Annotated in this window: 11 protein-coding genes; 6 read left to right on the forward strand and 5 right to left on the reverse strand. The window is 72.1% G+C overall.

Annotated elements, in window-relative coordinates; all coding sequences use genetic code 11:
• Window positions 1–14: 14 nt before the first annotated feature.
• The 4 genes from FB454_RS08495 (at window position 15) to FB454_RS08510 (ending at window position 4,225) form a co-directional block, all read left to right on the forward strand.
• On the forward strand, window positions 15–1,049 hold the full coding sequence (locus tag FB454_RS08495; protein ID WP_013285132.1) for a glycosyltransferase family 2 protein: 1,035 nt from the start codon (window positions 15–17) through the stop codon (window positions 1,047–1,049).
• Between the two features lie 114 nt (window positions 1,050–1,163).
• On the forward strand, window positions 1,164–2,294 hold the full coding sequence (locus FB454_RS08500; protein ID WP_091329197.1) for an SPFH domain-containing protein: 1,131 nt from the start codon (window positions 1,164–1,166) through the stop codon (window positions 2,292–2,294).
• Window positions 2,291–3,379, forward strand: coding sequence for an Rpo12/RPC10 RNA polymerase subunit family protein (locus FB454_RS08505; protein WP_145822767.1), 1,089 nt, complete (start codon window positions 2,291–2,293; stop codon window positions 3,377–3,379). The genes FB454_RS08500 and FB454_RS08505 overlap by 4 nt, the downstream gene beginning before the upstream one ends.
• Window positions 3,380–3,526: 147 nt before the next feature.
• A complete protein-coding gene (locus tag FB454_RS08510) occupies window positions 3,527–4,225 on the forward strand; it encodes a DUF4386 domain-containing protein (RefSeq protein ID WP_145822768.1) in 699 nt (232 codons plus the stop codon).
• A 6-nt stretch (window positions 4,226–4,231) separates the two neighbouring features.
• Here the strand turns inward: FB454_RS08510 and FB454_RS08515 are convergent, their stop codons facing one another.
• Entirely contained in the window at window positions 4,232–5,029 is a 798-nt protein-coding gene (locus FB454_RS08515; protein WP_123109548.1) for an SDR family NAD(P)-dependent oxidoreductase, read from the reverse strand.
• Window positions 5,030–5,116: 87 nt separating this feature from the next.
• Here FB454_RS08515 and FB454_RS08520 point away from each other — a divergent pair, with 87 nt between their 5' ends.
• Entirely contained in the window at window positions 5,117–5,968 is an 852-nt protein-coding gene (locus tag FB454_RS08520) for a helix-turn-helix transcriptional regulator (RefSeq protein WP_030270871.1), read from the forward strand.
• Window positions 5,969–6,043: 75 nt separating this feature from the next.
• Here the strand turns inward: FB454_RS08520 and FB454_RS08525 are convergent, their stop codons facing one another.
• On the reverse strand, window positions 6,044–7,279 hold the full coding sequence (locus FB454_RS08525; RefSeq protein WP_145822769.1) for a cellulose-binding domain-containing protein: 1,236 nt from the start codon (window positions 7,277–7,279) through the stop codon (window positions 6,044–6,046).
• Between the two features lie 241 nt (window positions 7,280–7,520).
• A complete protein-coding gene (locus FB454_RS08530) occupies window positions 7,521–8,384 on the reverse strand; it encodes a DUF6745 domain-containing protein (protein ID WP_145822770.1) in 864 nt (287 codons plus the stop codon).
• Window positions 8,385–8,537: 153 nt separating this feature from the next.
• Between FB454_RS08530 and FB454_RS08535 the strand changes: the two genes are divergently transcribed.
• Window positions 8,538–8,999 (forward strand): SRPBCC family protein, encoded by a 462-nt coding sequence (locus tag FB454_RS08535; protein ID WP_030270875.1) that lies wholly within the window; start codon window positions 8,538–8,540, stop codon window positions 8,997–8,999.
• A gap of 46 nt (window positions 9,000–9,045) precedes the next feature.
• On the opposite strand, the gene FB454_RS08540 is transcribed toward FB454_RS08535, so the two are convergent.
• Window positions 9,046–9,738, reverse strand: a complete 693-nt coding sequence (locus FB454_RS08540; RefSeq protein WP_091329204.1) for a hypothetical protein — start codon at window positions 9,736–9,738, stop codon at window positions 9,046–9,048.
• A 16-nt stretch (window positions 9,739–9,754) separates the two neighbouring features.
• A complete protein-coding gene (locus FB454_RS08545; protein WP_486485402.1) occupies window positions 9,755–12,064 on the reverse strand; it encodes a fibronectin type III domain-containing protein in 2,310 nt (769 codons plus the stop codon).
• Window positions 12,065–12,075 lie beyond the last annotated feature (11 nt).

The raw sequence follows: 12,075 nt of genomic DNA on the forward strand, positions 1-12,075 counted from the left end.
GGCGTGGGCGCCGGATGCGTGTGTCCGGGCCGGGCGGGGTGAGCACCGTGCGGTTGTCGGTGGTGGTGCCCTGCTTCAACGAGGAAGCGTCGGTGGAGCGGCTGCACGAGATGCTCAGCGCCGCGCTCGCCGAGCTGACCGACGTGGACGTCGAGGTGGTGTACGTCGACGACGGCAGCGAGGACGGCACGCTGGCGGCGCTGCGCCGGCTCGCCGCGGCCGACCCGGCCGTCTGCTACACGTCGCTGAGCCGCAACTTCGGCAAGGAGGCGGCCATGCTCGCCGGCCTGCGCCGGGCCACCGGTGACGCGGTCGTCATCATGGACGCCGACCTGCAACACCCGCCGCGGCTGCTGCCCGAGATGGTGATGCTCTACCGCCAGGGGTTCGACCAGGTGATCGCCCGCCGGGACCGCCGCGGTGACCGGTTCATCCGGATGGTCGCCTCGCGCTCCTTCTACCGCCTGGTCAACTGGTGGATAGACGTCCGCCTGCTCGACGGCGCCGGTGACTTCCGGCTGCTGTCCCGGCTCGCGGTGAACGCGATCCTGGCGATGCCGGAGTACAACCGCTTCTCCAAGGGCCTGTTCTCCTGGATCGGCTTCCGCACCGCGGTGGTGGCGCACCGCAACGAGACCCGGCAGGCCGGGCAGAGCCGCTGGACGTTCGGCAAGCTGTTCAACTACGCGTTCGACGGCCTGCTGTCGTTCAACAACCGGCCGCTGCGCCTGGCCATCTACGGCGGACTTTTCCTCACGCTCATCGCGGTGGGCTACATGGCCTGGGTGGTCGCCGACGCCGTGGAGAAGGGCATCGACGTGCCCGGCTACACCACCATCATCGTCAGCGTGATCGGGCTCGGCGGCATCCAGATGATGATTCTCGGGGTGATCGGCGAGTACATCGGCCGGATCTACTACGAGACGAAGCGCCGTCCGCACTATCTGGTGCAGGAGACCGAACGCGTCGTCGACACCCCCGGCCGGGCGTCCCGGATTCCGGAGCAGCGTACGGCCACCGGCGAATCGATGGCCGGCGAAACCGGCTGAGCGACCCCGATCGGTGGGCGCCGATAGGCGCAGAATCGTTCTCTTTTCGCAGGTGGCGGGCGGTTGCTATGGTCGCCCGCGACGCCGGAGACCGGCGCCGAGGAAAGGGTTGCGATGGGGCTGATGGACAAGCTCCGGGGCGAACTCATCGACATCATCGAGTGGCTGGACGACAGCCGCGACACGATGGTCTGGCGATTCCCCCGGTATCAGAACGAGATCAAGATGGGCGCCAAACTGGTCGTCCGGGAGTCCCAGACGGCGGTGTTCGTCAACGAGGGGAAGATCGCCGACGTCTTCGAACCCGGGACGTACACGCTGGAGACCCGCAACCTGCCGATCCTGTCCACGCTGAAGGGCTGGAAGTACGGCTTCAACTCGCCGTTCAAGGCCGAGGTGTACTTCGTCAACACCCGGCAGTTCACCGACATGAAGTGGGGCACCCAGAACCCGGTCATCCTGCGCGACGCCGAGTTCGGCGTGGTCCGGGTACGGGCGTTCGGCGCCTTCGCGGCCCGCGTGGTGGACGCGTCACGGCTGCTGCGGGAACTGGTCGGCACCGATCCGCAGTTCCGCACCGAGGAGGTGCAGGAATACCTGCGGCAGCTCATGGTGGGGCGCCTGGGCGGCGCGCTCGCCACGGCCGGCGTGCCGCTGCTGGACCTCGCCGCGCACCAGGACGCGATCGGCCGGCGGCTGGCCGCCGTGCTGACCGAGGAACTGGCCGAGGTCGGAATCGCGATCCCCAAGTTCGTCATCGAGAACGTGTCGGTGCCGCCGGAGGTCGAGCAGGCGCTGGACAAGCGGACCAGCATGGGCGCGGTCGGCGACCTGGACCGGTACACCCGTTTCCAGGCCGCGAACGCGATGGAGGCCGCGGCGAACAACCCGGGTGGCGAGGCGGGCGCGGGCATCGGCCTGGGCCTCGGCATGGCGATGGGCCAGCAGATGGCTCGGTCGATGGGCGGTGGCGCGGCCACGCACCCGACCCAGCCCGCCGCCACGCAGCCGGCCGCCGCCGAGCCGCCGCCGCTGCCGGGCCAGGCCCAGTGGTACGTCGGCGTCGGCGGCCAGCGGCAGGGCCCGTACGACCTCGGCGCGCTGGCCGAGCAGGCGAACGCGGGCGCGCTCGGCGCGGACACGCTCGTCTGGCGTACCGGGATGGCGCAGTGGCAGCCCGCCGGGCAGGTGCCCGAGCTGGCGTCGGTGCTCGCCAGCGTCCCGCCGCCGCTGCCGCCGCAATGAGCGACACGGCTGTCTCGCCGCCCTCCTACCAGTGCGGCGGGTGCGGCGCCCGGGTGGAGTTCGCGCCCGGCACGACCGCGCTGAGCTGCCCGTACTGCGGGCACCGGCAGGAGATCGCCGGCGCCGGCCGGGAGGTGCGTGAGCACGCGTACGCGAAACTGGCGTCGCTGCCCCGCAAGCCGGTGGCGAGCGTCGGGGCGCACACGTTCGTCTGCCCGGGCTGCGGCGCCCGGACGGAGAGCGACGCGCTGGCGCAGCGCTGCCAGTTCTGCGCGGCTCCCCTGGTGGCCGACGCCGGGGCGGGTGAGCTGATCGCGCCGGAGGCGGTGCTGCCGTTCGCCGTCGACCGCAACGGTGTGCGGACGGCCCTGGGCCAGTGGTGCCGCAGCCGCTGGTTCGCGCCCGGGAGCCTGAAGAAGATCAGCGAGGCGGAGACGCTCAAGGGCACGTACCTGCCGCACTGGACGTTCGACGCGCGGACCGTGTCGGACTACCAGGGTCAGCGGGGCGAGCACTACTACGTCACCGAGACGTACACGGTGACAGTCGACGGCAGGCAGGAGACGCGGACCCGGCAGGTGCGGCACACCCGGTGGCATCCGGCCGCCGGCACCGTACGCCGGGACTTCGACGACGTGCTGGTGCCGGCCACCACCCACCTGCCCACCGAGCAACTGGACAAGCTGGCGCCGTGGCCGCTGACCGAGGCGGCCGCGTACCACGGCGACTACCTGGCCGGATATCAGGCGCTGCGGTACGACACCGAGCCCGAGGCGGGCCTGACCGAGGCGAAGGCGCGGATGGCGCCGGTCATCGAGGGGGACTGCCGGTCGGACATCGGCGGTGACGAGCAGCGGGTGTCCGCCGTGGACACCACGTACTCCGACGTGTCGTACAAGCTGATCCTGCTGCCGGTGTGGATCGCCGCGTACCTGCACGCGGGCCGGTCGTACCAGGTTCTGGTGAACGCGCGGACCGGTGAGGTCATCGGCGAGCGTCCCTACAGCACGGCGAAGATCGTGGCGGCGGTGCTGGCCGCGCTGGCGCTCGTCGCGCTCGTGGTGGCGTACGCGATGAGCCGCTGACGCGCACGGGCCACCGGTGTGCCGCACCGGTGGCCCGTGCGCATCGCGCGAGGTGACTGCCCGAGCGGCCGATGTGCCGCCGCGCGGGTCCACAGCAGAGTGAGGGCATCACCACCATCGGCCGGGCGGCGACGGAGGGAGGCCCCGATGGACTCACTGCGGAAGACCTCGCTGGTCGCGGGCGGCGCCTATCTGCTCACCTTCGTCTCGATCCCCACCGTGGCCCTGTACGCCCCGGTCCGCGAGTCGGACTACGTCCTCGGCACCACCTCGCAGGCTCCGGTCGTCCTCGGCGGCGTCCTGGAGATGATCGTCGCGCTCGCCTGCATCGGCACCTCCGTCGCGCTGTACCCGGTGCTCACGCGCCACGGTCCGGCCCGGGCGCTGGGCTTCGTCGGCGCCCGGGTGCTCGAAGCCGCAGGCATCCTCGTCGGCGTCGCGAGCATCCTGACGCTCGTCGCGCTGCGGGAGTCCGACGCCGGGCCGGACGCGCTCGTCACCGGCCGCGCGCTCGTCGCGTTCTACGACTCGGTCTTCCTGCTCAGCCAGGGCTTCCTGCCCGCCGTGAACGCGCTGCTGCTGGGCACCCTGCTCTACCAGTCCCGCCTCGTGCCGCGCGTGCTGCCGGTGCTCGGGCTCGTCGGCGCGCCGCTGCTCGTCGCCTCCGACCTGGGCACCCTGTTCGGCGCCTGGGACCGGCTGTCAGCGGTGGCGGCGGTCGCCGCGCTCCCCATCGCGGTGTGGGAGTTCTCGCTCGGCGTCTACCTGGTCGTCAAGGGCTTCCGGCCCTCCCCCGCGACGGACGGCGCGGTCGAGCCCCGGCCGGTCCAGGACGCCGCCGTCTGAGCCGGGTCAGGCCCGCGCGCCGCCGTCGACCCGCAGCACCGTACCGGTGACGAAGGAGGCGCGGTCGCTGAGCAGCCAGGCGGCGGCCTGGGCGATCTCGTCCGGTTCGGCGGCCCGGCGCAACGGGCTGGCGGCCGCGAGCCGGTCGATGATGCCGGGCGACTCCGCGTCCCAGGAGCGCATCATCTCGGTGAGCGTGCTGCCCGGGGCGATCGCGTTGACGCGGATGCCCTCCGGCCCGTAGGTGATCGCCGCGGACTCGGTGAGGCTGTTCACCGCGCGCTTCATCGCCCCGTACGCGGGCAGTGCGGGGTTGCCCATCAGGCTGCCGACGCTGGAGTTGTTCACGATCGCGCCGGTGCCCGCCGTGGCCCGGATCGCGGCGACCTCGGCGACCATGGCGAGCCACGGTCCCTTGAGGTTGACGGTGTAGACGTGGTCGAAGTCGTCTTCGCGTACCCGGTCCATCGGTCCGGGCGGCACGATCGTCGCGCCGTTGTTGAAGGCGACGTCGAGGCGGCCGTACACCTCGACCGTGCGGTCGACGGCGGCGCGCACGCTGGCCGCGTCGGCCAGGTCGCAGAGCACGTACTCGGCGGTGCCGCCGGCGGCCCGGACCTGCTCGGTGACCGCCTTCAACTGCTCCTCGGTCCGGGCGGCGAGCAGCACCCGGGCGCCCTCGGCGGCGAACAGCCGGGCCGCCGCGGCGCCGATGCCGCGCCCGGCGCCGGTGATGAAGGCGACCTTGCCGGCCAGCAGGCCGGCGGTCGGGTGGACGATCGTGTCGGTTCGTGTGGTGTCCATGCCGGCAAGCCTGCGTCCGGTCGCGGAGCCCATCCAGGTACCGCCGGTACCTGGATACGCGCCGCCGCACGAGGGCACACTGGGGTCGTGGACCGACGTGAGCTGGCAGTGTTCCTGCGCAGCAGGCGGGAGCGGATCACCCCGGCCGACGTGGGCCTGCCCGCCGGACGGCGTCGCCGCACCCCGGGACTGCGCCGCGAGGAGGCGGCGCGGCTGGCGTTCATCTCCACCGAGTACTACACCCGGCTGGAGCAGGGCCGGGGTCCGCGTCCGTCGCGGGAGGTGCTGGCCGGGCTGGCCCGCGCGCTGCGGCTGTCCGACGCCGAACGCGACCACCTCCACCACCTGGCCGGGGCGCCGCCCGCGCCGCCGTCCGGGCCACCCCGGGAGGTACGGCAGAGCGTGCTGGACCTGCTGCACCGGCTGCCGCAGGCGGCGGCGTTCGTGACCTCGGCGGCGTTCGAGGTGATCGCCTGGAACGACCTCGCGGCGGCGCTCATGGAGGACTTCTCCGCAGTGCCCCGGCGGGACCGCAACCTGGTCCGCCGGGCGTTCCTCGGCCCGCACCTGCACGGCGCGGGGCTGTACGACGTGTCGGACGTGGGCGAGTTCGCCCGCCACTCGGTCGGGCGGTTGCGTGCCGCGGCGGCCCGCTATCCGGACGACCCGGAGATGGCCGCGCTGATCGCGGAGCTGCTCGCCGGGAGCGAGGAGTTCGCCCGCCTGTGGGCCTCCCACGAGGTGGGCGGCGCGCGGACGCTGTGCAAGACGTTCCGGCACCCGCTGGTCGGGCCGGTGACTGTCAACTGCGACGTCCTCGACATCACCGACCGCGACCAGCAGGTGGTCATCTACACCGCCACACCCGGCTCACCGTCGGAGGAGGCGCTGCGGCTGCTCTCCGTGATCGGCACCCAGCGGATGACTGTCGAGCGCTGAGCCGGCCGCCCTCGGTGGAACGCCATGGGTGTCCGCGCTCCCGTTCGGCACCCATGACGTTCCACTCGCGGTGGGTCAGCAGCCGATCCGGGTGGAGCCCATCGCCACGTCGTCGTACCAGAGGGTGTCGGCGCCGCCACCGTAGCTCTCCCAGCCCAGCTTCAGGTCGGTGAGCTGCGGTCGCCAGGTGCGGCTGTACCACTGGCCGTCGATGTCGTGCGTCGGCACGCCGTCGGCGGTCAGCCCGGCCACGGCGACACCGTCCAGCCAGGTACGCAACTGGCCGGCGGAGCCGTCCACCATGAACTCCAGGCAGGCCCAGCGGTTGGTGGGCAGCGGCACGCTCTGCGCCACCCCGGCCGGGCTCTGCTCGGGCAGCGTGGCGTCGTCGGAGGCACGGTTCCACTGGAGCGCGCCGTTCTGGCCGCCCAGCCGCAGGTCGCGGTTGCCGTCGGCGGCGTCGGACATGGTGATCATCGTGGTGTGGTCGGTGGGCTGGGCGGTGGTGTGCCGGACCCAGATCCGGGCGTACCTGACGCTGCCCAGGCCGCTGAGGTTCTTCGTGGTCCGGACGAACACGTGGTTGCAGTACCCGGCGGCACCGTTGATGCGTATCGCGCGGCTGCCGCTGTGCGTGGTGGTCGTGTCGATGGTGGCCGTGCCGGCGCCGGAACAGTCCGGGCTCACCACGCTCCAGTCACCCGACGGCGTCGAGCCGGTCTGGTTCTCGAAGCCGTCGCACAGCACCGCCCCCGCACACCCGCTCGGCGGCGGCGTGGTCGGCGGCGGCGTCGTGGGAGGTGGCGTCGTGGGCGGCGGGGTGGTCGGTGGAGCAGTCGTGGGCGGGGCGGTGGTCGGCACCGCCGTGGTGGGCGGCGGCGTGGTCGGGCCGGCGCCGTTGCACGGTACGCCGTTCAGGCTGAACCCGGTCGGCGCGCCGCCGGCGGTGCCGTACGTGCCCTGCACGCCGAACTCGGTCGAGCCGCCGGCCGGGATGCTGCCGTTGTACGACATGTTGCGGGCGGTCACCGTCGACCCGGACTGGCTCACAGTGGCGTTCCAGCCGTTCGTGACGCGCTCGTCCCCGGCGTACGTCCAGGTGACCGTCCAACTGGAGACGGCGGTGTCACCCGGTGACACCTTGATGTTCGCGGTGAACCCGCCGGGCCACTGGTTGGGTGTGTAGTCGACCCGGCAGCCCTGTGCGGCTGCGGCCGGGCCGGTGAGCAGGGCCGTACCGGCCGCGGTGACGGCGGCCAGCGCGGCGACGGCCGCCACGAGCGGGGCGGGGCGGGCACGGAGAATCGTCATGGGAAGTCCTTCGGCGTCGGACAGGGCGCAGCGGCGCGCGTCGTCGTCGGACGCGGCGGTGCGCGAGGATGCGGCGCGGCGGTGCGCCACGGTGAGTGGTCGATGCGTACGACCGATGTGCCCGGCTCGAAAGGCGGCCCGGTCAGCCGCCGGGGTCCGGTCTGCGGACCTCGGCGGCGCCCGAGCCCAATCTATTTACCGTCGCCTATCCAATCAAGGTCTCCGCCCGCGCGGATGCCCGTCATCCCGGATCGGCGCCCACGCCGCTCAGCAGCGGTTGCCAGCCGTCGCGGTAGCGCACACCGCCGGGTCGCAGCCGGACCCGGTCGTGCGGCGTACCGGGGACCGGCTCGATCCGGATCACCTGTGGCCGGTCCACCACGACGCAGACCTCCTCCCCCGGCCACCACCAGCCGCAGGAGCGGGCCAGGTCGGCCCAGGTGTCCAGGTGTCCGGCCTCGTCCGGCCCGTACCGGGCGAGGCCGAGCCGGCGCAGCACGTCGTAGTAGGCGATCCAGGACGCGTCCTGCTGCCCGTACCAGCACACGGGCACCGGGCCGTCGCCCGCGAGCGCCGCACGCACCGGCAGGTAGAACCCGTGCGCGAGGCTGCGGTGCAGCGCCGCGCGTACCCCCTGGTGCAGGACGACGGCGAGCGGTACGCCGCCGTCGAACGCCCGCTGCGGCGCCAGCTCGGGCCACGGCTCCTTGGCCTTGCCCCTGCGTGCGGGCGACAGCTCCGGATCGGTGTGCACGACGCCCGCGCTGAGCGCGCCCCGGAGCTGGGAGACGACCATGGCGATGTCGCTCGCCAGCAGCGGTGTCCGGGGCGGCCGTACCGCCCGGATGCGCTCGTGGAGCCGGTCGAGTGTGGGCCAGCCGCTGACCAGAGGCAGTGCCTTCGCCGGCGAGTCGACCCATTCGAAGCGGGGTCGCGGCCGCGACGCCCTCGCGTAGACGGCGGTCAGGCAGCGCTCGGCGGTGCGCTTGTCGGCCGGCTGTGTGGACAGGGCGTGGTCGAGCCATTCCTGGCGGATCCGGACCGCCTGCTGCCACAGGTCGTGCGGGGTCTTCGCGGCGTCGTCGCGCCGCGTGGGGGCGCTCATCGCGCCGGGGCGTCGCCGCCCTTCCGGTAGGAGATCATGGAACGACTCTGACCCATGTCGCGGCACCGCTCAAGCGAATTCCGTACCGTGGCCGCATCCGCAGCGCCCGGCCAGGAGAGAAGGGAACACCGCTACCTCGTGGACAGTGACCGCTTGACCCGACCCCCTGTCATCACCGCGCAGATGCTCATCCGCCGGCCCGCCGCCGAGGTGTTCGAGGCGTTCGCCGACCCGGCGGTGACCACGAGGTTCTGGTTCACCAGGAGCAGCGGCCGGCTGGAACCCGGCGCCGTCGTCACCTGGGACTGGGAGATGTACGGCGTCTCCACCGTCGTCACCGTCAAGGACGTGGAGGAGAACCGCCGCATCCTGGCCGAGTGGGATCCGGAGTCCCCCACCCAGGTCGAGTGGCGGTTCCTGCCGGGTGAGGACGACACCACGCTGGTCCGGATCACCGAGACGGGCTTCGCCGGCACCGCCGACCAGGCCGTGAGCAGGGCGATCGACTCGATGGGCGGGTTCACCATGGTCCTCTGCGCCTGCAAGGCGCTGCTGGAGCAGGGTGTGCTGCTGAACGCCGTCGGCGACGCCCACCCGGCCGGATTCGAGGACTGACCGCGGCTGCGGTGGGTGGGCCGGGGCCCACCCACCGCAGGCCGGTCTAGCTGCCGAGCGTGGCCTTCGCCGCGTCGATGGCGTCGAGCAGCCGTTCCTGGTGCTCGAAGCCGTCGTCGTCGGCCACAGGGCTCGCCCCGCATTCACGCTGCCGCGCGTGCAGCAGCGTCTCGTCCACCGGAGTCACCGGGAAGGCCAGCGGGTCGAGGCCGGGTGCCCCGTCCGCGTCCTCGACGACGAGCCACTTGTTCGCCTCGTCGTAGCGGACCACACCGGCGGCGATTCCCCTGGTCCACTGGTCGAAGAGCACGGCCAGGCTGGGGGCGGCACGGACCGACTCCCAGGCGTCCTCCCCGACCGGGTAGCGCCAGATCTCCCCCTCGTGCTCGCCCGCGAGGACGAACGTGTAGAGCAGGAAGTCGAAGTGGAACAGGGGTAGTTGCTGCCGCCAGGGGAACGGCGTGCCGATCGACAGCCCCAGGTAGTCGAGCGCGTCCCCACCGTCCGGCCACGGCATCCGCCATCCGCCGTTCGGGAGCAACCGCGCGTCCGGCCAGCGCTGCGACTGCAACCAGGCCAGCTGATCCGCGACGTGGTCCACGTCGAAGATCCGGCGCACCCGGTCCGGCGGCGGCCCGGCCGGCGACTCGCCCGAATCGGGCCAGTCGAGGCCGGCGGCAGTCGCCGCGACGCGGTACTCCCGCACCGCTTCGCGCAGTACGCGCATGTCGTCGAGCATCAGGAGGCTCCTCGGCTCACGGTGCCACGGGCGTCATGCACAGGCTAGCCCCGCCGCCGCTGAGCTTGAAGGCGAAGCTCGGGCCGCCGGCCTCGACCCACGGCTTCACCGGCAGCACGACGAACTTGGTCTTGTCGCTCACCTTGCACTTGCCGTAGAACGCGTTGATGTCGTTGGCCTGCGGAAGCGACTCGGCTGTCGACACCAGCTTCAGGCTGGCGACCTGGCCGGTCAGGTCGACCGCCTGGTCGGTCGACCAGAACGGGAACTCGTCGCAGGTCTGCCCGGGAACCCGTACGTCGCACGCGTTCGGTTTGAACGCCGCGGTGCCGAACCAGCCGCGGCTGTGGCCCTTGGCGCGCGCCGCCTGCCCGCCGACGCTTCGCGCCGGGTAGAACCACACCGCCCGGGTCGGCGGCTGCGGATATCCGCCGTCGCCCATGGCGGCCACGATGTGCTTGCCGGTCTCGGTCATGTCGGCGCCCTTGTAGTTCTTGGCCCCGGGTACGTAGACGATGATGTCGTCGTCGCATCCGGCCTTGCCCTGGGTGCCGCGCTGCGCCGTACATGCCTGGTCGATGATCCGCTTGAGGCGCGCGTCCTCCGTGGAGTCCCAGGCGAAGGGCAGGTTGCGCTGGTTCGCCACCAGCTTCGTCGTCTTGATGACCTCGGCGTAGACCTTCAGGCTGTTGTACCACTCGCCCTCGTCCAGGCCCCAGTTGTCGAACTGCTCGAAGTCGACGTCGTGCGAGATCGGGTACTCGATGAGCCCGTTGACGCCGATGGTGCCGGGGAAGAGGATGGCGAGCAGCGTGCCCAGCGCGGCCCCGAGGCCGAGGCCGCCGAGGCCGACGACCCACCACGAGATGCTGGCGGCGGCTACCGGGGCGACCGCGGCCGCCGCGGCCGTCTCCGCGACGGGAGCGATGAGCGTCGCGCAGGCGCCGCTGCTCAGACACCAGGCGATCGGCACCACAGCCGCCTGCAACAGCAGCGGCCGGGGCTGCGTGTCGTCGATCGACGAGATGACCGGACCGCGGCCGGAGGGAGCGATGGCGAACAGCGTGCGGGTGAGGTCGTCCGCACAGTCGACGAGCTTCTCGCCGGACGGTGGCAGGACGGCGTCGAGGCAGCTGGTGTCGGCTGCCCGGTAACAGCCGAGGAAGATCTGCGTGGCGCCGGAGGGCACCGGCACACTCGCACGCGAGCTGGCCGCGATGTAGATGTCACCACCGGCGCCCGCGCATTGCGACGCTTCACTGGCGGTGGTCTGCGTGACCGCCGGCGACAGCTCGTTCACGTGGATCATCGTGGTGAAGTCGCCGGCGAGTTCCCGCACCACAGTGCCGTCGGCGCTCAGCGCCTCCACCCGGAAGGCGTACGGCGTGTACTCCTCGAGCGGCTCGATCGGGAGCTTGATGACGCTGTCCGCCGTACACGGGCTGGCCACGTTGCCGTTGCCGTCCTCGCAGAGCTGGTCTCGCTCGAAGTGGTCGTAGATCTCGCCGTCGAGGTAGGCGCGGTAGCTCGCCTCTGTGGCCGGGTTCGGGTGCCAGCTGGCCATGGCGCCGCCCTCGTCCGGGTCCAGGGTCAGGCCGGCGTCCACGTCGGGCGGCGGCGGCAGGGCGTCGGTCGTGAACGACGTCGTGGCGGGCGTCTTCGACCGGTTGCCGGCCAGGTCGACGGCGACCACGGAGACCGTGTGGTTGCTGGACGGCTGGAGTCCGGTGATCGAGTACGAGCGGGTGCCGACCGTGGTCCGGTGCGGGGTGCCCCCGTCGACGGTGACCTCGTATCCGGCGAGACCGTAGTTGTCGGTCGCGGCACCCCAGGTCACCTTGGCGCCGGTGGCCGTGATCGTGCCGACCGCCAGGTTCGGAACGTTGCTCGGCGGGATCAGGTCCAGCACGGTGATGTCGCGCAGGATCCGTGCGTAGCGGCCGGGTTCGCGCTGGGCACGGGTGCAGACCTTCGCCGGACCCAGTCGCGGTGGGCGCATGCTGGCGGTCCAGGAGGCCGACCAGTCCGTGACGCCCTCCGGCGGCGGGCCGTAGGTGAAGCTGGTCGAGGTGGTCTTCTCGACCGAGACGTCCACCATCGTGGCCTGCTTGTGCACGTAGCCGCTGACGGCGATCCTGCCGTTCGCGTCGACCGCGACCTCCGACCCGGCTGCCGGTCCTTCGAGGCGGATGGACGCGTGGTTGACGTCGTCCGGCACGGACGGGTCGGCGCATGCCGGCAGTTGCGCCTCGGTGACGACCTGGGCGGATGCCGGCTGGCTGATCATGCTGAGCGGGAGGAGGATCGCGACGGCGAATGCCGTCATGCGTATGGACC

The sequence above is a fragment of the Micromonospora sp. CNZ297 genome, assembly GCF_007827625.1.